The following is a 24,041-nucleotide window of genomic DNA, read 5'->3' as shown; positions in this document are numbered from 1 at the left end:
AACGCGTGCGCGGCGACGGTGACGGATGGGTGATCTCCGACAGCGGCGCCCGCTATTGGGGTCGCTACGGTGCGGCAGGTTTGCTGCTGCGCGCGCCGCGCCCCGACGGCACACCCGCCGTGCTGCTGCAGCACCGGGCGTGGTGGAGCCACCAAGGCGGAACCTGGGGTCTGCCCGGCGGCGCCCGCGACAGCCACGAGACCCCTGAGCAGACCGCGGTCCGGGAGGCGTGCGAGGAGGCGGGCCTGCCCACCGAACGGCTGGCGGTGCGCGGCGTGGTGGTCACCGCCGAGGTTTTCGGGGCTCGCGGTGCTCACTGGACCTACACCACCGTCGTCGCTGACGCGGGCGAATTGCTGACCGCGGTCCCCAACGGCGAAAGCGCCGAGCTGCGCTGGGTCGCCGAAGACGAGGTGGCCGACCTGCCGTTGCATCCCGGTTTCGCCGCCAGCTGGCAGCGGCTGCGCACCGCCCCGGCCACCGTGCCGCTGCATGCCGCCGACGAACGGCGGCTACGGTTGCCGTGCACGGTGGAGGTCGAGGCCGGGGTGTTCGTCTGGTGCATGCCCGGCCCGCCGGATCAGGCGCCCTCGCAGCTGACCGACCGGATCAGCGCGCTGCTGCAAGCGCCGAACTGAGCCGTTTCGCCGCGGCCTTCGGGTCGTCGGCGGCCGTGATGGCCCGTACCACCACGATCCGGCGGGCACCGGCCTCGAGCACTTGCGGCAGCCGCGCCGCGTCGATGCCGCCGATGGCGAACCACGGCTTCTCGCCAGCTATTTCGGCGGCGACACGCACCAGTTGCAGGCCCGGCGCCGGCCGGCCCGGCTTGGTGGGGGTGGGCCAGCAGGGGCCAACGCAGAAGTAGTCGGCATCCTCGGCGACCGCGGCGGCGACCTGCTCGACGTCGTGAGTGGACCGGCCGATCAGCGTGTGGCGACCCACGATCTCGCGCGCCACCGCCAGCGGCAGGTCGTTTTGGCCCAGGTGCAGCACGTCGGCGCCGGCGGCGCGGGCGATATCGGCGCGGTCGTTGACCGCGACCAGGGCCGCGTGGCGGCGGGCGGCCTCGGCGAGGATCTCCAGCGCCGCGAGCTCGTCGCGCGCTTCGAGGGGGCCGAACCGCTGCTCGCCGACCGACCCCTTGTCGCGCAGCTGGATGATGTCGACCCCCCCGGCCAGCGCGGCCTCGGCGAACTCAGCCAAGTCACCGCGCTCACGGCGGGCATCGGTGCACAGGTAGAGCCGGGCTGCGGCCAGACGGCTGCGGGTTTCGTGCACACCGCGACGCTAGCGGCTAGCGTGGGTGATCGACACGGGAGTCCCAGGGCCCGGTGACGATGCGGGCCGCAAGGCCGAAACAGGAGCCGGGCAACGAGCGCAAGCCGGGGGCTGAGAGTGGGCGCGCCCGCCCTTACCGTCGAACCTGATCCGGATCATGCCGGCGAAGGGAGCGAGGAATGTCACCGGGCCTGGGATCGCTGGCCGTCGTCGGCGGCGGCGTCATCGGGCTGTCGGTGGCGCGCCGAGCGGCCCAGGCCGGCTGGTCGGTGCGGGTGCACCGCAGCGGCGAACCCGGCGCGTCCTGGGTGGCCGCCGGCATGCTGGCCCCCCACAGCGAAGGCTGGCCAGGTGAGGAACGGCTGTTACACCTAGGTCTGGAGTCGCTGCGGCTCTGGCATGACAGCGATTTTCTGGACGGGTTGGCGCCGCAGGTGATCACCGCGCGCGAATCGCTGGTGGTGGCCGTCGACTCGGCCGATGCGGCCGAGTTGCGCACCGTCGCGGGCTGGCTGTCCGCCCAGGGCCACCCGGTGGTGTGGGAGTCCGCTGCCCGCGATGTGGAACCCCTGTTGGCGCAGGGAATTCGGCATGGTTTTCGGGCGCCCACCGAGCTTGCGGTCGACAATCGTGCCGTGCTGGACGGCTTGGTGGCAGCCTGCGAGCGACTGGGCGTCCGGTGGGCCGGGCCCGTGCACGAGCTGGACAGCGTCGACGCCGACGCGGTGGTGATCGCCAACGGCATCGACGCCCCGACGCTGTGGCCCGGCTTGCCGATCCGGCCGGTGAAGGGCGAGGTGCTGCGGCTGCGTTGGCGCAAAGGCTGTATGCCGGTGCCGCAGCGGGTGATTCGGGCCCGGGTGCACGGCCGGCAGGTGTATCTGGTGCCGCGCGCCGACGGGGTGGTGGTCGGTGCCACCCAATACGAGCACGGCCGCGACACCGCACCGGTCGTCTCCGGTGTGCGTGATCTGCTCGACGATGCCTGCGCCGTGCTGCCGGCCCTCGGCGAATACGAGCTGGCCGAGTGCGCCGCGGGGCTTCGGCCGATGACACCGGACAACCTTCCGCTGGTGCGGCGCCTCGACGAGCGCACCCTGGTCGCCGCCGGGCACGGGCGCAATGGGTTCCTGCTGGCGCCGTGGACTGCCGAACAGATCGTGTCCGAACTGATTCCGGTGGGAGCGCACAGATGATCGTTCTGGTCAACGAGCAACGGGTCCAGGTTGACGAGCAGACCACGGTGGCCGGGCTGCTGCAGACGCTGGGCTACCCCGACCGTGGTATCGCGGTGGCGCTGGACCAAGCTGTGCTTCCCCGAAACCAGTGGCAGACAACGCTTTGCGATGGTGCACGGCTCGAGGTGGTGACGGCGGTGCAGGGTGGCTGATGCGAAGTTGACGATCGCCGGCCGCAGCTTTTCGTCCCGGCTGATCATGGGCACCGGCGGGGCGACGAACCTGGCGGTGCTCGAGGAGGCGTTGGTGGCGTCGGGCACCGAGCTCACCACCGTCGCGATGCGCCGGGTCGATGCCGAGGGCGGAACCGGGATGCTCGATCTGCTGAACCGGCTCGGCATCACCCCGCTGCCCAACACCGCCGGGTGCCGCAGCGCTGCCGAAGCGGTGCTGACGGCGCAGCTGGCCCGTGAGGCGCTGGGCACCGAATGGGTCAAGCTGGAAGTCATCGCCGACGAGCGCACCCTGCTGCCCGATCCAGTCGAATTAGTAAGGGCCGCAGAACAATTAGTCGACGACGGATTTGTGGTGCTGCCCTATACCAACGACGACCCGGTGCTGGCCAGACGGCTGGAGGACATCGGGTGCGCGGCGGTGATGCCGCTGGGGTCACCGATCGGCACCGGCCTGGGCATCGCGAACCCGCACAACATCGAAATGATCGTTGCCGCCGCCGGTGTGCCGGTGGTGCTCGACGCCGGCATCGGCACGGCCAGCGACGCCGCGCTGGCCATGGAACTGGGCTGCGACGCGGTGCTGCTGGCCAGCGCGGTGACCCGGGCCGCCGACCCGCCCGCGATGGCCGCCGCGATGGCCGCCGCCGTCACCGCTGGCTATCTGGCCCGCCGCGCCGGGCGCATCCCGAAACGGTTCTGGGCGCACGCTTCCAGTCCACCATTGTGACGCGATGAAACGTTATGTGGCGCTGGGAAGTTCGATGGCAGCCGGCCCCGGCATCCGGCCGCGGGCCAAGGGCGCGCCGTGGGGGTCGGGCCGATCGGCCCGCAATTACCCGCATCTGGTCGCCCGGCGGCTGAACCTTGATCTAGTCGACGTCACGTTTTCCGGTGCGACGACCGCGAACATTCTCGCCGAACGTCAACGTGGCACGCCGCCGCAGATCGACGCCCTGGACGGTTCGGAGGCACTGGTCACCATCACGATCGGCGGAAACGACGTCGGCTACATCCCGCTGTTGATGGCCGCGGCCCTGCCCCGGGCGGCGCGGATGCTGCCCAACATCCGCGCGCTGCTGGACCGCGATGCCCGCGAGCAGGCGCTCGGTCAGGTCGGCGACTCGTTGCGCGCGGTCGGGGCGGCGGTGCGCCGGCGCGCCCCGGGCGCGCGGGTGCTCTTCGTCGACTACCTGACCATGCTGCCGCCGGCCGGGCGGAGCGCAGCGCCGCTGTCGCCGGCCGACGCCGACCTGGGCCGGCACGTCGCTGCACGCTTGGCGGACCTGACCGCCGCGGCCGCCGAGGCCAGCGGATGTGAGCTGGTGCGCGCCGGGCTGGCCAGCCGGGACCACCACGCCTGGTCGTCGGACCCCTGGACCGTCGGGGCAGCGTGGCCACTGCCGTGGCGGACGGCGCCGTTTCACCCCAACGCCGCGGGGATGCGCGCCGTCGCGGAAATGGTCACGGCACAGGTAGGTGCCCAGCTTGGCTGATTAAGGACCCGTCCCACCGGGTAGGCCTTCGGCCGGAACAAGATGTGGCTGGGTGCAGCGTCTACCGAGTGGAGCCGTTTCATGACCGCGAGTACACCGGCCGGAGACGCCAGCTTCGTGCACTCGGCGATGCTCTATCGCTCCCGGCGGGAGTGTCTGGATTTCGCGGTGGCGTTCGTCGCCGACGGCATGCGCAACTACGAGCCGGTGTGGCTGGGCCTACCTCCCGACAAGCTGGCATCGCTGTCCAGCGCACTAGGGCCGATGACCGACGACGCAGAGGTGACACTGGCCGACATCACCGAGGTGGGCCGCAATCCGGGCCGGCTGCTGGGGCTGGCGGGTGCTTTCGTGGAGCGGCATCGCCACCGGCCCGTCCGGCTGATCGGCGAAGCGGTGTGGGCGGGCCGCAGCGCAGTCGAATACCCGGCCTGCGTGCAGCACGAGGCGTTGGTCAACCTGGCATTCGACGGTCGGCGGGTGACCGCGGTATGCCTGTACGACGCGTCGCGGTTGGCCGACCAGGTCCTGGCGGACGCTCGGGTCACGCATCCGCTGATTTGGTCGGCCGGCTCGTACCGGCCCAGCCCTGACTACGCGGTCGGCGTGGCGCTTGAGCGCTGCAACGAGCCGCTGGCCACCAGCCCCGCCGCGGTGACCTACACCGTCGCGGAATTCGCCGATCTCAGCCCCGCCCGCCAGCAAGGCAGCCGGTACGGCAGGTTGCTGGGCCTTAGCGCGGACGGCATCGCCGACCTGCAACTGATCATCACCGAATTGGCCACCAACAGCCTGCAGCACGGCAACGGGAAATGCTGGCTCGCGTTCTGGGAACACGACGGGCACCTGGTCTGCGAGGCGCGCGACACCGGATTTCTCGACGACCCGCTGGCCGGCCGACGACCGCCGAGCGGGGAGGAGACGAGCCCCCGCGGGCTGTTCGTCGTCAACGCCCTGGCCGACCTCGTGCGCATCCACACAACGCCGGGGGGTACGACCATCCAGGCGTTTCTGCGGCTGGACCGGGCCGCCGAGGATGGCCGGTGACGCGCCGCCATCGGGTGGTCATTCCGTGTTGGTTCACCGCTCGGCGCGCGAGTATGCCGATTCGCTGACCCGATTGCTGTCCGGATGGTTGAGTAAGGCCAACCCGTGTTGATCACAGTGCCGGAAAGCGATGTCGCGTTGTTAGATGATGCGCCTGCGGTTGACCTCGCGGTCGACAACGGCAACCAGCCCCTGTGGACCGATCCGGGCGCGGGGAGCGACACCGTCTGCGAGCCAGCGCATCTGGCTGATCGGCGGACTGACCGGTGCGCAGGTGAGGTAGCGTGATGCGCCCGCAGGGTGTGGTCACCTCAGCCGCGGGCCTTACCCCGTTCGGGCATGTGGGGTGGGGGTATCGGGATGAGTCCGAGTTCTTGGCCCGCGCTGCGGAGTACATCGCCGACGGCCTGGCACTAAACCAGCGAATCCTGTACGCCCGTGACCGTAGCCGCGCCGCGCTGCACACCGAGCTGCTGCAGATGGGTTTCGGCTCCGCGGTCAGGTCCCGTCAGATTTCGGTAACGCCGGTCGCCGAACATTACGTGTTCGTTGCGGGCACCGACGTGGTGGATCCCGAGGCGACGGTGGCGGCCGGGGTCGCCGCGATGGAATACGTGGTTGCCATGGGGTGCAGCGGCTGTCGTGCCGTGGTTGACGGGGCCGTGTTGGCGCGCACACCGGAGCAGTGCGCCGCGTTCAGCCGCCTGGAGTATCTCGTCGACCAGAAAATGGCGGTGCTGCCCTTCTCGGCGCTGTGCGCCTACAACCTGACGGTCTTGGGGGAGGCCGCCAAGGAGATGCTGTGCTTGCATCCGCTTGTCGGTGAGCGCGCGGTGGGCTTCCGGCTATACGCCGAGCCTGGCACGCACTTCGCGCTGGCCGGTGAGATCGACGTTGTAGACCGTCAGGCATTCACCGCCGCGCTGCAACGGATCTGGCCGCTCGCCGGGGGCGAGGAACTGATCATCGACGCGCGCTGGCTGGACTTCGTCACCCACCGTGAGCTCCTGACGCTAGACGAGCAGGCCCGCGCCCATGGCCGGCAGGTGGTGTTGATCAGCAACCAGCAGATGCTTGTGCGACTGGTTGAGCTGCTGGAACTGGAAAGCGTCCGGCTGGACAGGTCGGGGGCCGTGGACGCCGGCTGAGCCGTCTAACGTGGTCGACGTGGAAAATGCATCGAAGGCGATACTTTCGGCGGTTGCGGCAGTCGCGGTTGTGCTCGGCGGCTGCGCTCGCCCGCCGAGCACCTCGGCGCCGGCACGCGAGAAGCCCGCCGCGGTGCGGTTTGCGGAGGGGCTCCGCGGCCGGATCAGCACCGAGGCGATGATGGGCCACTTGTCGAAGCTGCAAGAGATCGCCAACGCCAGCAACGGCACCCGCGCGGTGGGCACACCCGGTTACGACGCAAGTGTCGACTATGTGGCGAAGACTTTGCGGGACAATGGTTTCGACGTGCAAACCCCGCAGTTTACCGCCAGAGTATTTCACGCTGACCCGGGATCGGTGACGGTGAGCGGCAAGACGGTGGAGGCGCATGCCGTGCAGTTCAGCCTCGCCACCCCGGCGGAGGGGGTGAGCGGCCCGCTGGTTGCCGCGCCCGCCGAGGACAGCCCCGGCTGCACTGCCTCCGACTACGACGGCCTGCCGGTGCAAGGCGCTGTCGTGTTGGTCGACCGCGGTACCTGCCCGTTCGCGCAAAAAGAGAAGGCGGCGGTGGAGCGTGGAGCGGTGGCAATGGTGGTGGCGGACAACGTCGATGAAAAGGAGATGGGCGGCACGCTCGGCGAGAACACCGACGTCAAGATCCCGGTGGTCAGCGTCACCAAGGCCGACGGTGCACAGCTGCGTGCCCAGCCCGGACCGGCCACCGTGAAGCTCAAGGCCGAAACGCAAACGTTTCAGGCCCGCAACGTCATCGCTCAGACCAAGACCGGCTCGACCACCGACGTGGTGATGGCCGGGGCGCATCTCGACAGCGTCCCCGAGGGGCCCGGCATCAACGACAACGGCTCGGGTGTGGCCGCCGTCTTGGAAACCGCTCTGCGACTTGGAAATTCGCCGAAAATCCACAACGCCGTGCGATTCGGTTTCTGGGGCGCGGAGGAACTCGGGTTGATCGGGTCGCGCAAGTACATCGAATCACTGGATGTCGACGGGCTCAAGGACATCGCGCTGTATCTCAATTTCGACATGCTGGGCTCACCAAATCCCGGCTACTTCACCTACGACGGGGACCAATCGCTGCCGGCAGACCAGCGGGGTAACCCGGTGGTTCCGGAGGGCTCGGCCGGCATCGAGCGCTCGCTGGTGGCCTACCTGAAGTCGGCCGGTAAGACCGCGCAGGACACCTCATTCGACGGCCGTTCGGACTACGACGGGTTCACCCAGGCCGGGATCCCATCGGGCGGATTGTTTTCTGGAGCGGAAAACAAGAAGTCCGAGGAGCAAGCCAAGCTGTGGGGCGGAACGCCCGGCGAGCCATTTGACCCCAACTACCACAAGAAAACCGACACACTTGACCAGATCGACCGCACCCCGCTGGGCATCCTGGGCGGCGGCGTCGCCTATGCGGTCGGGCTGTACGCGCAGGACCTCAGCGGGCGCAACGGCGTCCCGATCCGGGAAGACCGGACCCGCCACGTGATCACCACGTCATGATCCGTCCAGCGGGTGCCGCCCTGGCGCTGACGGTCGGCCTGCTGGCAGGGTGCTCGTCGTCGCATCCCGCGCCACCGCACTTCGGTGATGTCCTGGCGGCCAAGGTGAACGCGGACGCGATGCTTACCCATCTGCGCGCATTTCAGGATATCGCCAACGCGCACAAAGGCAATCGGGCCGAAGGCACGCCCGGTTTCGCCGCCAGCGTCGACTACGTCGCTAAGGCACTGCGCAGCAAGGGTTTCGACGTATCGACACCACAATTCGACCGGTTATACACCGCCTCGCCAGGCCAGCCGACGCTGACCGTCTCCGGCCACGACTACGCCGTCGACCAGGCGTCGCTGCTGGTGCAGACGCCGCCCGGCGGGATAACAGCCCCTGTGGTGCGACCAGCCAAGGCCGCCGGCTGCGCGGCAAGCGACTATCCGGGCGCGGGCCCGAAAGGCGCGATCGCCGTCGTCGACGACAGCGGCTGCACCGTGGTCGACAAGCAGAAGGCCGCGGCGGCCAAAGGCGCGGTCGCGCTGGTCGTCACCAGCGAGCCCGGCCACCAAGGCGCGTCGCCTAAGCTGTTCAACCCGGGCTACTACGACCAGCTCACGATGCCGGTCGCCGTCGTCGGCGCCGAGGGCGCGGGGGCGCTACGCGATGCCGCCGGACCGGTGCGACTTACGCTGGACACCGCCACCGTCAAAATCACTTCTCGAAATGTCTTGGCGCAGACCAAGACCGGTTCACCGCACGATGTCGTGGTGGTGGGGGCACATCTGGACAGCGTGCCGCAGGGTCCTGGTATCAACGACAACGCGACCGGGGTGGCCGCGGTGTTGGAGACCGCGCTGCAACTGGGCCCATCCCCGCGGCTGGCCAACATGGTGCGGTTCGCGTTTTGGGGTGCGGAGGAATCCGGGCTCAACGGCTCTCTTGACTACGTGCTCGGGATGGGCCGCGACGAACTCAACGACGTCGCGCTGTATTTGAATTTCGACACGCTCGGATCACCCAACGCCGGTTTCTTCACCGACGACGGTGACCAATCCGCCCCGGTCGGCCCGGGTGGCGCACCACAGAACGTGCCCACCGGGTCGGCCGGTATCGAACGCACCCTTGCCGGTTACCTGAACCTGGCCGGCAAGCGGCCCTTCGATCTGCCGTTGAGCACCCAAAGCGACTACAGCCCATTCCTGGTCGCGGGCGTGCCGATCGGCGGCATGACCACCGGTTCGTCGCAAACGAAAACCGCTGTGCAAGCCCGGCTTTGGGGCGGTCAAGCGGGAGTGGCCTTCGACCCGAACTACCACAGTGCCCGCGACACGCTTGACCATGTCAACCGGGATGCGCTGGCCATCATGGGCTCGGGTGTGGCGTTTGCTGTGGGCACCTACGCCCAGTCGATCGGCGGCGTCAACGGTGTGCCGACCCATGACCAGCGGCATCGCAAGCAGGTGCGGCCATAGGCATGCCCCATCAGAACGGTGGTGGGTCGTCGTCGGGGTTGGGTGTGCCTCATCGAAAATGCGCGCGCATGCCCAGTGGCACAGCGCAGAGCAATCACCGAGGCGGCGGTGACCCGCCACCAGCTGGCGAGCAAGCGCACCAACCACCGGGTGGCAGCGTGGCCGCGCCCGCAGCACGCTTAACGCAGCACTGCAGCAGCCCAAGATCGTCGCTGCGCCGTCCCGATGTCATTGCCGCGCTGGCGGTCTGCTGGAGTTGGCGGGAGTTGGCGGCAATCTGTTACACCGAGCGAGTCAACGTGACTCTGGCCGACCAAGAGCTGCTGTGCAACGTACAGCGGTCGACGATCGACTGGTGGGTGCGGCTGCTCACTGCGACGCGGCTGTCACTAACACCCGGGCAGGCGCGGGTTTTGGTGCATGCCGCCATGGCGCTGGTGGTCGACTTGGGACGGCTGGTGCACTGCAAATGGCTGCTGTGCTATTCGGCGCTCGCGAATTGCGCTGCCGACAAGATAAGCGGCGTAACCGATCAGGCCGACGATTGTCAGGCTGCGGGTCTTCGGATTGGTGAAGCCCAGCCCGAGCATCGTCTCGATTCCGCCGTTGGTGTAGATGTGGCGCCGAGTGCTGCGCGGGAATAGTGGCTTGGTGATCGGCTCCCACAATTGCGGACTGGTGAAGTGGCTGACGCCGGCGCCGGCCAAAGCCAGACCGTAAAACCACGCGACGCGCCTGCTTCTTGTCGGCATTATTCCCCTTACGCAAATCTGTAGTCGCTCAACGGGAACCGCGAGCCCTCCCGCACAGCGTTGCGCGTGGACGTGGGTCGTAGCAGCGCCGCCTCGCCGCTGTGGTTGAAGTAGTAGGACCGTGACGTAGCACAGTCGCCGCGATAGAACACCGAGTTGTCAAGCAGCTTGGTCATCCGGTCCAGGAATCGCGCGTTGGCTTCTTCGGTGACCTCGAATGTGGTTGCGCCCCTACGCTTCAGTTCCCTGAAGAGCCGGTCCATGTGCCGCATCTGATATTCCATCGTGTTGAAGAACGACAGACCGGAGAACGCGTACGGACTCGCCAAGCTGAGGTAGTTCGGGAAGTACGGGATGGACACTCCTTGGTAGGCCTGGAACCGGTTCTCCCGCCACCACTTTCCGAGGTTTCTGCCGCGCCGGCCGATCAGCTCGATAGCCGGGAAGTTGGCGTCCCACAGGTTAAATCCCGTGGCCAGCACAAGGGTGTCGATATGGGTCTTGTGGCCATCTGCGGTGACGATACCGTCGGGCTCGATCCGCTCGATCGAGTTGGTCTGCAGATGCACGTGCGGTTTGGTGAATGTGCGGTAGTAGCTGTTGGACCAGGTGGGCCGCTTGCAGCCGAAGTCGTAGTCGGGGGTCAGCTTGCGGCGCAACTCCTTGTCGCGCACCGAGACGAAGCGGTTGATCTTGGCCAGGTCCGCGGCGGCGATGTTGAGGCGGCGAAACTGCCGGTAGTGCAACACGCCGGTCACGGTCATCACCTCGAAGAGGGTGTCCGTCACCAGCCGGAAGGCCCGGTGTACCAGCGGCACTCGGGCGAACACCTGCTGCAGCCAGGGCGGGATCGCGAAGTCGATCTTGGGGACGACGTGGATCGCGGTGCGCTGAAACACGGTCATCTCGGCGACCTGCTTGGCCAGTTCGGGGACCAACTGCACCGCGGTCGCGCCGGTTCCGATCAGACCGACACGCCGACCCGCAAAGTCGTGACTGTCGTCCCAGGCGGTGGTGTGGATGATCTTGCCGTCGAAGCTGGCGATTCCGGGGATATCCGGGGTGTGCGGCTGAGACAAAAAGCCGGTTGCGGTGATCAGAAATCGTGTGGTGAGCGTCTCGCCGCCGACGAGTTCGACCTGCCACACCCGCGCCTCCTCGTCCCAGCGAGCGCCCTCGACGGTCGTGTTGAACCGCATGTGACGGCGCACGTCGTACTTGTCGGCGACGCGTTCGGCATATTGCTTGAGCTCTGGACCGGGCGCAAATAGCCGCGACCAGTACGGGTTGGGTTCGAACCAGTACGAGTAGGTCGTGGAGGGTATATCGACGGCCAGGCCGGGATAGCGGTTGACATGCCAGGTCCCGCCCAGATCTGCCTCGCGATCGAGGACGACGAGGTTGTCGTATCCGAGCCGCTTGAGCTGGATGGCCGCCCCGATACCACCGAAGCCTGCGCCCACGATCACGACGTCAAACTGCTCGGCGTGCATGCTGAAAACCGTACCTTACTGCCCAGTAGCAGCCTGCCCGGCGCGCTAAGGGCCACGGTGATGATAGCGAGCGTTTACCCCGCGTCTAGTGCGCGGGCACCCCGCCGGCACCGCTATGTGCTGCTGTGTTTGTCTCGCGCGGTCTTGCCGCGACGAGCCTTCGACCCGCTGCCTCGGCTGCGCTTACCGGCTTGCAGCCGCATGATGTCGGCGCGCAGCGCGGCGTTGTCGTCTTCGAGGTTGAGGATTCGGGCGACGCCGGCCAGATTGACGCCGGCCGCGACCAATTCGGTGATGCGCCGCAGCCGGGCCAGGTCATCCGCGCTGTAACGGCGGGTACCGCCGTCGCTTCGAGCCGGGGTAACCAGGCCGTGGCGTTCGTATAGTCGCAGCGACTGCGCGCCCGTCCCGGCCAGCTCGGCAGCGACGGAAATGCCGTACACGCCCTGATCCGGAGCGGGCACGCCGGTGGGTAGGAGCCCATCGCCCCTCGCAGCATCGTTGGAGTCTCTCACAGAAAACTTGTTTACCACACTTGCGTCGTATTTTCATGAATGGTATATCAAATCTATCTCTATCAACATAGATTTATGGCGCAGCAGGCGTCAGATTGGAGCTCGAGGTGACCACCATGCTGATGCGTACGGACCCATTCCGCGAGCTAGATCGCCTCACCCAGCAGGTACTGGGCACGTCAGCGCGTCCAGCGGTGATGCCGATGGACGCGTGGCGTGAGGGTGACGAGTTCGTGGTCGAGTTCGACCTACCGGGCATCAAGGAGGGCTCGCTGGACCTGGATGTCGAACGCAACGTCGTCACGGTGCGGGCCGAGCGGCCAGAGTTAGACCCGAATCGGGAGATGTTGGCCGCCGAGCGGCCCCGAGGGGTGTTCAGCAGGCAGTTAGTGCTCGGCGAAAACCTCGACACCGACCGGATCAAGGCGTCCTACTGTGACGGGGTCTTGCGGCTGCACATCCCGGTGGCCGAACGCGCCAAGCCGCGCAAGATCACCGTCGCTCATGGCGACGGGCACCAGGGCCACGACGACAAGGCCGCTGAGCGGGACGCCGTCCACGCATAAGCCGTCCGGTGGGCGACGCGGCGCAGCGGTTCGCAAACGGCAGCACCGATACTCGGCGCCGGCGAGCCGGTACACCCTCCCGGCCGCCAGGCAGCGGTGCCGCGCTGACCCGAACACCGCGGCGCCGCTCGCCGGGGAGGCGTGCGCCGCGCTGCGGCCGTCGCCGTCGCCCACCGGCACCCCAAGTCAGTGCCCGAGCAGTTGCAACGCCGCGTCCACGGCCAAGGCCGGCACGTCAATCCCCTTGCAGCGCAGATCGTGACGTGCGCCGGCAATCTCAACCAGCTGCACCGGCGCGGGTATCAGCGCGGCGGCGGCGCGCATCTCGTCGAGCGTGCCGAACGGGTCGGATCCGCCGTGGGTGAACACCGTCGGCACGGTGATGTCGGGCAGGTGCTCGGTGCGGGCGCGTTCCGGCTTGCCCGGTGGATGCAGCGGGTAGGAGAACAGCATCAGCAGCTCCACTGCCGCTTGCCCGCAGGCCACCACCATCGAAGTCTGCCGGCCGCCGTAGGAATGACCGCCGGCGATCAGCGGTCCGTCGGCTAGGCCACGGCACGTTTCGATGGCCTCGACGATCCCGGCCCGGTCGGCGCTGCCCGAACCCGAGGGCGGGCCGGTCGGCCGCCGCCGCCGGTAAGGCAGGTCGTAGCGCACCGCCAGCCAGCCTCGTCGTGCCCACTCGTCGCAAAGCTGCTGCAGCAGTACGGATTCGCGACTGCCACCAGCACCGTGGGCCAACACCACCACACCGGACGGGGTGCGGTGGGGTTCGTGCGCGATGCCGGCGATCTGCTGGAGATTCATCGGCCCAGCCGAAACAGCGGCGATACCGGGCCATGGCCGTGCCCGAGTGGGTATGCGGCGCGCAGGCATTCGGTCACCCACCGCTTGCCGAACGCAACCGCGTCCGGGACGGTGTAGCCGTGCGCAAGCGCGCACGCCACCGCCGCCGACAGCGTGTCACCAGCGCCGTGGTCGTGGCTGGTGTCGACGCGCGGCGAGGCGAATTCGTGAAACTCCCGGCCGTCGAACAGCAGGTCTGTGCTGGACTCCGACGGTCGCAAGTGCCCGCCTTTGACCAGCGCCCATCGGGCCCCCAGCGCGTGCAGGGCACTGGCCGCCTTACGCTGTGTTTCGGCGTCGACGACCTCGATGCCGACCAGCAGCCGCACTTCGTGCAGATTGGGTGTGACCAGTGTGGCCAGCGGAAACAATTCGGCCCGAAGGGTTTCCAGCCCGCTCGGTTCTAGCAGCGCATCACCGTGCATGGACGCGCACACCGGGTCGACAACCAGCGGCGCATCCGGGCTGTGGTCGCGCCAGGCCGCAGCAACGGCGGCGATGATCTCGGGGGAGGCCAGCATGCCGGTCTTGGCCGCCTGAAACCCGATGTCGTGCAACACGACGTCGATCTGCGCGGCGATCACTTGATCAGGAACTAAGTGAAAACCCTTGACGCCCACCGTGTTTTGCACCGTCACCGCGGTCACCGCGCACAGCGCGTGCACTCCCAGCAGCGCGCAGGTGCGGATGTCGGCTTGCAGGCCGGCACCGCCTCCGGAGTCCGACCCGGCGATCGTCAGCACCCGCCGCGGTGTCGCACCGCGGCGCGGCAGTGGCAGGTAAGTCACTGCGCGATGGGCAGATACACCCGGTTGCCGTGCTCGGCGAACTCACGCGACTTTTCGGCCATCCCGGCGGCCAGCACGGCTTCGATGTCCTCTTCGGTTTCCAACCCGTGCGCGGCGGCGTAGTCGCGGACATCCTGGGTGATGCGCATGGAGCAGAACTTCGGCCCGCACATCGAGCAGAAGTGCGCGGTCTTGGCCGGCTCGGCGGGCAGCGTCTCGTCGTGGAATTCCCGGGCGGTGTCGGGATCCAGTGACAGCGCGAACTGGTCGTTCCAGCGGAACTCGAATCGGGCCTTGCTTAGTGCGTCGTCCCTTTCCTGCGCGTGGGGATGGCCCTTGGCCAGGTCGGCAGAGTGCGCGGCGATCTTGTAGGCGATCACCCCGTCTTTGACATCCTTGCGGTCCGGCAAGCCCAGGTGCTCTTTGGGCGTGACGTAGCACAGCATCGCGGTGCCGGCCTGCGCGATGATCGCCGCACCGATCGCCGAGGTGATGTGGTCGTAGGCCGGGGCGATGTCGGTGGCCAGCGGGCCGAGCGTGTAGAAGGGCGCCTCCTCGCACAGCTCTTCTTCCAGGCGCACGTTCTCGACGATCTTGTGCATCGGGATGTGCCCGGGGCCTTCGATCATCACTTGGGCGCCACGTGATTTCGCGAGCTTTGTCAGCTCGCCCAGGGTGCGTAGCTCGGCGAACTGGGCAGCGTCGTTGGCGTCGGCGATCGAGCCGGGCCGCAGCCCGTCGCCGAGTGAGAACGTGACGTCGTAGCGGGCGAAGATATCGGCCAGCTCCTCGAAGTGCGTGTACAGGAACGACTCCTGATGATGAGCCAGGCACCAGGCGGCCATAATCGACCCGCCGCGGGACACAATCCCGGTCACCCGCTTGGCGGTCAGCGGCACATACCGCAGCAGCACCCCGGCGTGCACGGTCATGTAGTCCACGCCCTGCTCGCACTGCTCGATCACGGTGTCGCGGTAGATCTCCCACGTCAGCTTGGTGGGATCGCCCTTGACCTTCTCCACCGCCTGATAGATCGGCACCGTGCCGACCGGCACCGGCGAGTTGCGCAGGATCCACTCGCGGGTTTCGTGGATGTCCTTGCCGGTGGACAGGTCCATGACGGTGTCCGCCCCCCACCGGGTGGCCCACACCATCTTGTCGACCTCCTCGGCGATTGAGCTCGTCACCGCCGAATTCCCGATGTTCGCATTGACTTTGACCGCGAACGCTTTGCCGATGATCATCGGTTCGGCTTCGGGATGGTTGTGGTTGGCAGGGATCACCGCCCGCCCGCGAGCCACCTCGTCGCGCACCAGTTCGGCGGGCATGCCTTCCCGCACGGCAATGTAGGCCATCTCCGGGGTGATCTCTCCGGCCCGGGCCCGCTGCAGCTGTGTGCCGCGGTCACGGACCACACCCGGGCGCGGCGGCAGGCCGCGATGCAGGTCGATCACCGCGTCGGGATCGGTGTAGGGGCCGGAGGTGTCGTAGAGGTCGAAATGCTCGCCGGTGGACAGGTGTACCCGCCGGAATGGCACTTTTGCGCCGGGAACGTCGTCGACATCGCGGTAGACCTTGCTGCTGCCGGCGATGGGGCCGGTGGTCACGGACGGTGCGACGGATACAGACAGATCGGTCATGAGCATCTCCCTACGACGGCATTACCCGGTCAGGTTCGGACGGTCGACGGCCCCAGCCGTCCTCTCAGCGCACTCGGCGTGCGCTCCCGCGTGGATTGTTGGCTGCCACCACGCTAGCGCAGCGCGAGTGCGGTGCCCAGCCTGGTGACGACGGCGTGGGACCGGCCCCGAGGCTGTTGCTGCCTGTATCCAGCGTGGGATGATCGCGGGATGGCGCACAGGCCAACCCCGACGACCAAGAAACCGGTGGGTGCGGCGATGGCGTCGGTGGTCGGCGAGAACCTGACCGTGGGAGCCTTCCGTTTCTGGTTCGTCGGCCAGCGCTGGGAGTGGTCCGACGAGCTGGCCAGAATGCATGGGTATGAGCCGGGGTCAGTGCAGCCGACGACCCAACTGGTGTTGTCACACAAGCATCCCGACGACCGCGCCCATGTCCAAGAGCTTCTGGACCAGGCACTGCAGTCGCAGACATCGTTTTCCAGCCGTCACCGGTTTGTCGACACAGCCGGCAAAGTTCACGACGCGATCGTGGTGGCCGACCGGATGCTGGACGACAACGGCGCGGTAGTGGGCACGGAGGGCTACTACATCGACCTCACCGGCGCCTTCGACGAGGCCCGCGACGAAACCCGTCAGGAGGTCCTCGACGAGGCCCTGCCCGAGCTGTTGGAATCCCGGGCGGTGATCGAGCAGGCCAAAGGCATGCTGATGGCCATCTATCGGATCAGCGCCGAGCAAGCGTTTCGGGTTCTGCGGTGGCGGTCGCAAGAGACGAACGTCAAACTGCGTGCGTTGGCCCAGCAGCTGGTCACTGAGGTGACTGCCGCCGTTCCGATGCCGTTGGCCGTCCAGAACCGATTCGACCATCTGCTGCTGACCGTTCACGACCGCGTCCCGGCGGAACCGGCGCTGTAGTGGCACGACGATTTGCCACTGTTGGGGCAAGCCGCCGAGATAAGCTGTGAACCACCCCTGGACGGCGAAGACGGCGGATTCGGGCACCGCGCCTTGTCTCTCGACCGGACACTGCCCACACGGTCTTCGGGCCGGCGGATAAATTCGAGGCAACACCGATGGAATTGTTGGCGGTTGACCGCGAGGACCGCGAGGACTGCATCGTCGTCCGGGTCAAGGGCGACATTGACTCTGGCACCGTCGGCGAGCTGGTCTCCGAGCTGACGACGGCGCTGGAAGATGCTTCCACGCATCAGGCCCGGATGCTTGTCGTCGATCTGCAGGCGGTGACCTTTTTCGGCAGCGCCGGCTTGAACGCGGTGCTCGATTGCCACCACGCGGGTGCGTCCGCCGGGACCTCGGTTCGACTAGTCGCCGACAACGCCCAGGTGATCCGCACGATCGAGGTGACCAACCTGGACCAGGTACTCGACGTCTACCCCACGCTCACCGAGGCGCTGCGATCACCCGATCCCGACAAGCAGCACTAAGCGTCAGATGTCTTCCATCGCTTCGCCGAGCTGCTCCAGGACGCGGTTGTGGTGGTTGTTGGCCAGGATGTGTCCGGCGGCGATGACCAGCGCGACCGGCCAGTCGATGAGCTCGAACATGGCGAGCGCGGCCAACCCGCCAAAGTAGGCCAGCTGTTCGGGCCGCGGAATTTCGAGTTGGCCCACCACCGGGAGATTCACGGCGAAGGTCTCCCCTGCGCGTATCGCTTCCACCGCTTCACGTTGGGATGTGCGGAGGCGCGACTTCCTTTCAACCATCATTTGCCTTTCGGTAACGAAGGATTTTCCGCCGAGCCGGGTGCTGTGGTCACTGTCGGATGTATGGCGACGACGGATGCCCTGGCCGATCCGCTAGCTTCAGCGCTGGCACCGTTGCTGACTGTTCCCCTGGTGGAGCTGTACGCGGTGCTGTGGCGGCTCGGCGTCGTGGAGGTCGTGCGGGCTGACCGTTCGTCGGCTCGGCTTGACGCGTCGGCGGCTCTGGCAGTGCTGCTCGCGGCGCACCGACAAGGCGGTTTATCACGCCCACCGCGGCGGTGGCAGCGGTCGCCGAGCCCAGCGCCTGTGCCCACGCCACCGGACCAAGCGGCGTGCAGCCAAGCAGCTGGCTGACTCCAGGAATACTGATCAGCGTCCCCATCACGACAAGCGAACCGCCGGCCGTGAGCACCACCAGCGGCGCGTGCGAATCCAGCAGCGTCTGACCCAACTGGGTGGCGACCAGCGCGACCAGCGCCGCGGTCGACGCACGTTGCGGCCGCCCCGTGACACTGGCCATCGCCCACGCCGCCGTGGCCGCGGCCGCCGTCGTTGCCCCGCGAACGCCAACCGCGCGCCACAGGACGCGCTCATCGAGGCCGCGTGTGCCGCGCTCGCCGGCACTGGTTGTCGGGCTCACCGCGAGCGCCGCGGCCGGCAACGCATCGGTCAACATGTTGACCAGCAGCAGCTGACGGGTGTTCAGCGGCGAACGCCCGGTGATCGCGCTGCCGATGATGGCGAACACCACCTCACCGGCGTTGCCACCGAGCAGCACCGACACCGCCGCCTGCACCCGCCGCCAAAGTTCGCGGCCTTCGTCGATGGCTTGCGGCAGCGCCTCGATGCGGGCGTCGGGCAGGACCACGTCGGCGACGGTGTGGGCCGGGTCGCTGCCGCGTGCCACTACTCCGATTCCGACAGTGGCAGCCCGGATCGCGGCGGCGTCGTTGGAGCCGTCGCCAACCATCGCGCACACCCGGCCCACCCGCTCCAGAGTCTGCACAATCTGCACCTTGTTTTCCGGTGACATTCGGGCGAAGACCACCCGTTCGGCGACCGCGCGCTCCTGGTCCTTGCGCGACATCGCGTCCCACTCCGCCCCGCTGATGACCTGATCCACGGTCACCGGCATCCCCAGTTCCTGGGCGATCGCCGCCGCGGTAATCGGATGGTCGCCGGTGATCAGCCGGATGTCGACATCGCGGTCGCGCAGGTCTGCCAGCAGCTCCGGGGCTTCGGTTCGCATGGTGTCGGCGAGCCCGAGCAATCCGACCGGCGTCAACTGCCCGGCGCACAACTCGGCGATGGCGTCGTCGGGGTCGTCGTCGACGGCCCGGATCTGCGCCGGGTCGAGCCGTCGGCGCGCCACCGCGATCACCCGCAAACCGCTGGCCGCCAGTTCCCGAACCGTGCGCTCCACGTCCGAGCCGGCATCTCGGCAGCGGGCCAACACCACCTCTGGTGCGCCCTTGACCGTCAGCTCGTCGTCGGTCACCGAGGCCGAGAACGATCTGCCGGAGCGGAACGGCAGATGCGCATCGGGTTCGCTGGGCGGGCCCGAACCGTCGACGGCCGACGCCGCCTCGGTGATGGCCACGTCGTCAGTGGCGTGTATCTGCGGGCCACCGTTGGCTGTCGGCGCGGCGTGCGCCGCGCACCGCAGCACCTCTTCACGGGAATACCCCGACACCGGGTGGACCCGGGCTACGCGCAGCCGGTTCTCCGAGAGTGTCCCGGTCTTGTCGAAGCAGACCACGTCGACGCGGCCCAGCGCCTCCACCGAACGCGGAACGCGGACCAGCGCACCGAAGTTCGTCAGCCGCCGCGCCGAAGCCTGCTGCGCCAGGGTGGCCACCAGCGGCATGCCCTCCGGAACGGCCGCCACCGTCACGGCGATGCCGCTGGCCACCGCTTCGCGTAAACCCCTGCGCCGCAACAAGCCCAGCGCGCTGACCAACGCGCCGCCGGTCGCGCTGATCGGCCACGCCCGATTAGTGAGCTGGCTCAGCTGGTGCTGCAGACCTATCTCGGGCAAGTCGCTGGATACCAGCTCGGCAGCGCGACGCACCTGGGTTTCGGGGCCGACCGCGGTCACCAGCGCCGTCGCCGTTCCCGCCACCACGGTGGTCCCGGCGTAAAGCATGCAGCGCCGCTCGGGCAGGTCCGCGCCCGGTGTGGGTTCGACCTGCTTGGGCACCGACAGCGACTCACCGGTGAGCGTCGCCTCGTCGACCTCAAGGTCCTCCTCCTCGATGATTCGGGCGTCTGCGGGCACTACCTCGTGGGTGCGCACCTCGATCAGGTCACCGGGCCGCAGTTGCTCGGCGAGAACATTGGTATACACCCGTGTACCGTCGGCACGTGTTTCGACTTTCCGGGCGGGCGGAACCTGTTGAGCTAGAAGGCGATTGAGCCGACTCTCGGCGCGCAGCCGCTGGCTTGCCGCCAGGATCGAATTGCCGGTGAGCACCGAACCAACCATCACCGCGTCGACGGGTGAGCCCAGTATCGCGCTGGCCGCCGAGCCGAGCGCCAGCACCGGTGTGAGCGGATCGGACAGTTCGGCGCGGACGGCCTTGAGGAACTGCCAAATCGCTCGACTTGGTGTTGCGGTGACGTGCGCACCACGTTGTGCGGTGGCCAGTGCGCGCGTTGCCATCGGCCGGTGTCGCGGCTCCGCCGTTTCACCGATATCCGGCGGCGGCAGCATCCTGCGGACCTGCTCGACCGTCATCGCATGCCATTCGTGGACAGGCGTGGGTATCGGGGCGGGGGCGGTGATCACCTTGCGGGCGAGCAGGTAGCCGGAAAATAGACCGGCCGCGGCGCCGGTGGTCACCGGTCCGGGCCCGCGCCCACGGACACCAGGCAGCATGAACAACGCGCCCAAAGCCGAAGCGCCCGCCGAGATCTCCATCCCGCGTCGGCTCGCCGATTTGGCCGCGGGCAGCGCGTGCAGCACCCGCCAAGCGGCCGCCAGGTCGGGCAGCAGCAGGTGGGCATACCAGGGCGGTGGTTGTGCGTCGTCGTCGGGCAGCACGCCGAGTGCCAAATCGGCGCGGGAAAGCGCTTGCGCGCCAGCCGATGACAACACAGCGACGGTGTGGCCAGCACTTTGCTGCGCGGTCACCGCGGCGGTGAGCGCGTCGTCGAGCGACCCGTTTTCCAGCGGCTGGATCTCGTCGAACGCCGGTCGCAGCTCGCCGAGGTCGTCGGTGTCGACGGACACCAGCTCCACCCCGCAGTGGCGGGCCTCGGTCACCACGGCCGAAGCCAGCGGGTCATGGGCGGGGCAGATCAGCGCCTCGACGTCGCCGGTGGTTCCGGGCACCCGGTGCCAGCCAGTGCGCAGGCCGGTGTTGTCCAGCAGGGACTGGGCCCGGGCCCAGGCGGGGGACAACTCGTCTTCGTCGGCACCGCGGACGCGCACCACGCGCAGCCGGTCGGTACACAGCACCCTCGGGTCGATGATCAGCACGTCAACCCGGTCCAGCCGGCGCAGGATCTCCGGGCGCAGCGGCAACACCGCATGCTGGTCTGCCAGCCCGCGCCCGAGGGTCGCTGCGAACGACTCCCGCGTGGTCCGGCTGGCCTTCGGCGCGGTCACCAACGTCGCGGTGGCGGCCCCGTCGATGCTGCGGGTGGCGGCGCCGATCAGCGCCGCAGCGACCGCCTGAACGAGTGCGCTGGCGGCGGCGTGGCGGTCGGCGGGCGTCGCCCGCGGCGGCGTGGGCCGCGACGGCGGGTGGCGGCCGCGTTGTCGGCGTGCCGGGCCAGCCGCGGCTCAAGCCGGTTCCACGCTTTGGCCTCGGCAACTGATTCGGCGGCCTTTAGTGCCTCGACCGTCATATCCACTGCCAGTGAGCCCAGCGAGAGCGTCACGGTTTCGGCGGCGGCCATGGCCAGTTCGAGCACCGTGTCGGCGGTGGGCTTGCCAATGCGGTCTTCAAGCAGACGACGAACCCGTGGCTGGTAGGTCGCGACCGCGGCGGCCGCCACGACGGCGTTGGGCATCGGCGGCCATCGCAGCGCTCGCCCGACCAGGGCCGCGCCTAGCCCCACCGCGTTGGCGCTGACCGTTGCCATCCTGGTCGCCAGCAGCAGGCCGTCCCCCGGCAGGCTGGTGGGGCGCGCCGCCCGGTCGCGAGGTGCCCGGGGGTATCGCGCTTCGGCTTCGGCGACCACGCGGCACAGGTCACGCAACGACACCCGGTCGCCGTCGATGTCCACGACCACCCGGGAAAGTGGGCGATTCAGTCTGGCGGCGGTGACCCCTGGCTGGGCGGCAATCTCGTCGAGCACGACGCGCCCGAGCTCGTCGCCGTCGGGACCGGTTAACCCGCGTACCTCGATCCAGGCGCGGTCCTCGCCACGCCAGCAGTGCCGGGTCAGCGTCGCGCCGGAAAGCCCGCGGGACAGCACCTTGGCACCTTCGCGAACCGGCATGGTGGCAATCCCGATCCCGGCGGAGGCCAGTGACGTCGCGGTGGCGGCCGCGGTGTTAACCGATGCGCCGACGAGCGCTGACGTTGCCTGTAGTCCCATCGCGACCGCGCGCAGCGGTGTGGATCTTCCCATCGATCCGACGGTACTCAATCGTTACTCAATGTCCTCTGGACTACTGCCTGCCACGTGATTGGCCGCTTCGTGATCGTCGCGCAGGCGCCTTCGTGGCCTTCGATGTCGTCTGCTTCCTTGGCGATTGCGAAGCCTTCCTTGGTGATTGAGCGGTCGCGGGTGCGCTCGCTTGGGCGGTCGCTGCTTTCTCCGGCACTGCTTTGGCCGCGGTTTTCGTGGCGGCGGATTGCCGGCTAAGTTGCCGCAACACCAACGCGGTGCCGCCGATCGCCAGCACCAACGGCCACTCGACCAGCCCGGTCACGCCGAGCGCGCCCAACGTCAACGCCGCGGCCGGTGTCGAATGGCTTCCACTGGCCAGTCCGCGTTGGACCCCGGCCGCCGCCCCTTGCACAGCGCCGACGACACCGTTGACCGCGGCCCCGCCTACCGCGCCCGCGGCCATCGTGGTCGCATTCGCGGCACGACCGACTGCCCGCCCTACGCCGCGTACCGCGCCGCCGACACCCATGATCGCTCCCTGATCCTTGCTCGATTCCGCCGCAGACCGGTTCGCCACGGTATACCCGCAAACGTGTCGTCCTCACGGAAACAGCAAGATTCTGACCATTATCTATAAATCGCGCGTCCCACAGCAAGCGAACACGCAGCCGATCCACAGCTAGTGTCCCGCGCCAGAAATTCGTTTCATTAGTCGTTGGATGGACTGGAGGATCTGTTCGGCGGTCTTGGTCCACACGAATGGTTTGGGGTTGTCGTTCCAGGCGGCGACCCAGGCACGGATGTCTTTTTCGAGTGCTTGGACGCTGCGGTGGTCGCCGCGTTCAAGGAGTTGGCGGGTCAGCTCGGCGAACCAGCGCTCAACTTGGTTGATCCAGCTGGAATAGGTTGGGGTGTAGTGCATGTGGAAGCGAGGGTGGCGCTCGAGCCAGCTTTGCACGGTGGGCGCTTTGTGAGTGCCGTAGTTGTCGCAGACCAGGTGGACGTCGAGGTGGTCGGGGACCTGGGCGTCGATCCTGGCCAGGAACTTGCGGAACTCGATGGCGCGGTGGCGCCGGTGCAGCGCGGTGATCACGGTGCCGTCGGCGATGTCGAAGGCGGCGAACAGGCTGGTGGTGCCCGAGCGCACGTAGTCGTGGGTGCGTTTCTCGGGCATGCCGGGCATCATCGGGAACGCCGGCTGGCTGCGCGCCAGCGCCTGGACCTGGCTCTTTTCGTCCACGCACAGCACCACCGCGGCCTCGGGCGGGTCAAGATAGAGCCCGACGATGTCATAGACCTTCTCCACAAACAGCGGATCATTGGACAGTTTGAAGTGCTCGGCCCGATGTGGTTGCAGCTCAAATGCTTTCCAGATCCGCCCGATCGTGGACTTCGACAGCCCGCAGCGTTGGGCCATCGAGGCCCGCGACCAGTGCGTGGCGTTGGCCGGAGTGGACTCCAAGGTGGCCACCACCACGTTCTCGACCTGCTCGGCGCTCACCGACGCCGGCCGGCCCGGCCGGGGGTCATCGACCAGCCCGTCTAGCCGTGCCTCGACGAACCGGCTCCGCCACTTGCCCACGGTCGGCTGCGATACCCGCTCGCGCGCCGCGACCTGCTTGTTGGTCAAGCCCTCGGCGCAACCGAGCACGATCCGTGACCGCAACGCCAGCGCCTGGGCGGATTTGCGCCGCCGCGCCCACCGGGTCAGCGTCTCGTGTTCTTCATCGGTCAACACCAATTCCGCTTTCGGTCGCCCCTGTGATGCCACATGCGAATCATCCCACGCACCAATGCG

Annotated in this window: 24 protein-coding genes, 1 pseudogene and 1 riboswitch; of the genes and pseudogenes, 14 read left to right on the top strand and 11 right to left on the bottom strand. The window is 68.0% G+C overall.

Annotated features, from left to right (window positions below; translation table 11 throughout):
* Positions 1–5 precede the first annotated feature (5 nt).
* Positions 6–638 (top strand): NUDIX hydrolase, encoded by a 633-nt coding sequence (locus tag MYXE_RS21210; RefSeq protein WP_085193145.1) that lies wholly within the window; start codon positions 6–8, stop codon positions 636–638.
* On the opposite strand, the gene thiE is transcribed toward MYXE_RS21210, so the two are convergent.
* Positions 610–1,281, bottom strand: a complete 672-nt coding sequence (gene thiE, locus MYXE_RS21205) for a thiamine phosphate synthase (RefSeq protein ID WP_085193144.1) — start codon at positions 1,279–1,281, stop codon at positions 610–612. The two genes, MYXE_RS21210 and thiE, sit on opposite strands and share 29 nt — an antisense overlap.
* A 179-nt stretch (positions 1,282–1,460) precedes the next feature.
* Between thiE and thiO the strand changes: the two genes are divergently transcribed.
* From thiO to MYXE_RS25140, 9 genes are all read left to right on the top strand, one after another.
* Positions 1,461–2,477, top strand: coding sequence for a glycine oxidase ThiO (gene thiO / locus MYXE_RS21200; protein WP_085193143.1), 1,017 nt, complete (start codon positions 1,461–1,463; stop codon positions 2,475–2,477).
* The gene (gene thiS, locus MYXE_RS21195; protein ID WP_003923077.1) at positions 2,474–2,671 is read left to right on the top strand and encodes a sulfur carrier protein ThiS; all 198 of its coding nucleotides are present in this window, start codon (positions 2,474–2,476) and stop codon (positions 2,669–2,671) included. Before thiO ends, thiS begins: the two co-directional genes overlap by 4 nt.
* Positions 2,664–3,422, top strand: a complete 759-nt coding sequence (gene thiG, locus MYXE_RS21190) for a thiazole synthase (protein WP_003923078.1) — start codon at positions 2,664–2,666, stop codon at positions 3,420–3,422. Before thiS ends, thiG begins: the two co-directional genes overlap by 8 nt.
* 4 nt (positions 3,423–3,426) lie before the next feature.
* Entirely contained in the window at positions 3,427–4,188 is a 762-nt protein-coding gene (locus tag MYXE_RS21185) for an SGNH/GDSL hydrolase family protein (protein ID WP_085193142.1), read from the top strand.
* Between the two features lie 81 nt (positions 4,189–4,269).
* On the top strand, positions 4,270–5,235 hold the full coding sequence (locus tag MYXE_RS21180; protein WP_085193141.1) for a sensor histidine kinase: 966 nt from the start codon (positions 4,270–4,272) through the stop codon (positions 5,233–5,235).
* 287 nt (positions 5,236–5,522) lie between these two features.
* A complete protein-coding gene (locus MYXE_RS21175; RefSeq protein WP_003923083.1) occupies positions 5,523–6,383 on the top strand; it encodes an MEDS domain-containing protein in 861 nt (286 codons plus the stop codon).
* A gap of 70 nt (positions 6,384–6,453) precedes the next feature.
* Positions 6,454–7,896, top strand: a complete 1,443-nt coding sequence (locus tag MYXE_RS21170; RefSeq protein ID WP_232061882.1) for a M28 family metallopeptidase — start codon at positions 6,454–6,456, stop codon at positions 7,894–7,896.
* Positions 7,893–9,356 carry a M28 family peptidase gene (locus tag MYXE_RS21165; protein ID WP_085193138.1) on the top strand — a complete coding sequence of 488 codons (1,464 nt, stop codon included), beginning with the start codon at positions 7,893–7,895 and terminating at the stop codon, positions 9,354–9,356. The genes MYXE_RS21170 and MYXE_RS21165 overlap by 4 nt, the downstream gene beginning before the upstream one ends.
* A 158-nt stretch (positions 9,357–9,514) precedes the next feature.
* Complete coding sequence (locus MYXE_RS25140) at positions 9,515–10,000, top strand: hypothetical protein (RefSeq protein ID WP_157139314.1); 486 nt, start codon at positions 9,515–9,517, stop codon at positions 9,998–10,000.
* Between the two features lie 116 nt (positions 10,001–10,116).
* Here MYXE_RS25140 and MYXE_RS21155 read toward each other — a convergent pair whose 3' ends face one another.
* Entirely contained in the window at positions 10,117–11,601 is a 1,485-nt protein-coding gene (locus MYXE_RS21155; RefSeq protein ID WP_085193137.1) for a flavin-containing monooxygenase, read from the bottom strand.
* 113 nt (positions 11,602–11,714) lie between these two features.
* A complete protein-coding gene (locus tag MYXE_RS21150; RefSeq protein WP_050947804.1) occupies positions 11,715–12,116 on the bottom strand; it encodes a MerR family transcriptional regulator in 402 nt (133 codons plus the stop codon).
* Between the two features lie 116 nt (positions 12,117–12,232).
* On the opposite strand from MYXE_RS21150, the gene MYXE_RS21145 reads away from it, so the two are divergent.
* Entirely contained in the window at positions 12,233–12,682 is a 450-nt protein-coding gene (locus MYXE_RS21145) for an Hsp20/alpha crystallin family protein (protein WP_039891337.1), read from the top strand.
* A 186-nt stretch (positions 12,683–12,868) separates the two neighbouring features.
* On the opposite strand, the gene MYXE_RS21140 is transcribed toward MYXE_RS21145, so the two are convergent.
* From MYXE_RS21140 to thiC, 3 genes are all read right to left on the bottom strand, one after another.
* Positions 12,869–13,489: an alpha/beta hydrolase family protein gene (locus MYXE_RS21140; protein ID WP_085193136.1), complete on the bottom strand. Its 621-nt coding sequence runs from the start codon at positions 13,487–13,489 to the stop codon at positions 12,869–12,871.
* Positions 13,486–14,316, bottom strand: a complete 831-nt coding sequence (gene thiD / locus MYXE_RS21135; RefSeq protein ID WP_085193135.1) for a bifunctional hydroxymethylpyrimidine kinase/phosphomethylpyrimidine kinase — start codon at positions 14,314–14,316, stop codon at positions 13,486–13,488. Before thiD ends, MYXE_RS21140 begins: the two co-directional genes overlap by 4 nt.
* On the bottom strand, positions 14,313–15,956 hold the full coding sequence (thiC, locus tag MYXE_RS21130) for a phosphomethylpyrimidine synthase ThiC (protein WP_415624439.1): 1,644 nt from the start codon (positions 15,954–15,956) through the stop codon (positions 14,313–14,315). Before thiC ends, thiD begins: the two co-directional genes overlap by 4 nt.
* Positions 15,947–16,056, bottom strand: a riboswitch (TPP riboswitch). Its footprint overlaps the gene before it by 10 nt.
* Before the next feature lie 158 nt (positions 16,057–16,214).
* Between thiC and MYXE_RS21125 the strand changes: the two genes are divergently transcribed.
* Both MYXE_RS21125 and MYXE_RS21120 read left to right on the top strand, forming a co-directional pair.
* The gene (locus tag MYXE_RS21125; RefSeq protein ID WP_085193253.1) at positions 16,215–16,871 is read left to right on the top strand and encodes a PAS and ANTAR domain-containing protein; all 657 of its coding nucleotides are present in this window, start codon (positions 16,215–16,217) and stop codon (positions 16,869–16,871) included.
* Between the two features lie 158 nt (positions 16,872–17,029).
* Positions 17,030–17,401, top strand: a complete 372-nt coding sequence (locus tag MYXE_RS21120) for an STAS domain-containing protein (protein WP_003923100.1) — start codon at positions 17,030–17,032, stop codon at positions 17,399–17,401.
* Positions 17,402–17,404: 3 nt separating this feature from the next.
* Here MYXE_RS21120 and MYXE_RS21115 read toward each other — a convergent pair whose 3' ends face one another.
* Positions 17,405–17,683, bottom strand: coding sequence for a hypothetical protein (locus tag MYXE_RS21115; protein ID WP_039891328.1), 279 nt, complete (start codon positions 17,681–17,683; stop codon positions 17,405–17,407).
* Between the two features lie 60 nt (positions 17,684–17,743).
* Between MYXE_RS21115 and MYXE_RS25405 the strand changes: the two genes are divergently transcribed.
* Positions 17,744–18,034, top strand: coding sequence for an Rv1535 domain-containing protein (locus MYXE_RS25405; RefSeq protein WP_415624500.1), 291 nt, complete (start codon positions 17,744–17,746; stop codon positions 18,032–18,034).
* Here the strand turns inward: MYXE_RS25405 and MYXE_RS25400 are convergent.
* From MYXE_RS25400 to MYXE_RS21100, 4 genes and pseudogenes are all read right to left on the bottom strand, one after another.
* Positions 18,003–20,165: pseudogene (locus MYXE_RS25400) on the bottom strand (cation-translocating P-type ATPase); the annotation flags it as partial. The gene MYXE_RS25405 and the pseudogene MYXE_RS25400 sit on opposite strands and share 32 nt — an antisense overlap.
* Positions 20,166–21,337: 1,172 nt before the next feature.
* The gene (locus MYXE_RS25395; protein WP_415624438.1) at positions 21,338–22,261 is read right to left on the bottom strand and encodes a hypothetical protein; all 924 of its coding nucleotides are present in this window, start codon (positions 22,259–22,261) and stop codon (positions 21,338–21,340) included.
* A gap of 40 nt (positions 22,262–22,301) precedes the next feature.
* Positions 22,302–22,772: a hypothetical protein gene (locus MYXE_RS21105; protein WP_003923104.1), complete on the bottom strand. Its 471-nt coding sequence runs from the start codon at positions 22,770–22,772 to the stop codon at positions 22,302–22,304.
* Between the two features lie 150 nt (positions 22,773–22,922).
* On the bottom strand, positions 22,923–24,014 hold the full coding sequence (locus tag MYXE_RS21100; RefSeq protein ID WP_085193132.1) for an IS630 family transposase: 1,092 nt from the start codon (positions 24,012–24,014) through the stop codon (positions 22,923–22,925).
* Between the last annotated feature and the right edge of the window lie 27 nt (positions 24,015–24,041).

The sequence above is a fragment of the Mycobacterium xenopi genome, assembly GCF_009936235.1.
GTDB lineage: Bacteria > Actinomycetota > Actinomycetes > Mycobacteriales > Mycobacteriaceae > Mycobacterium > Mycobacterium xenopi.
Note: the sequence above shows the minus strand (reverse complement) of the source record. Positions and strands in the feature narration are given on the sequence as shown.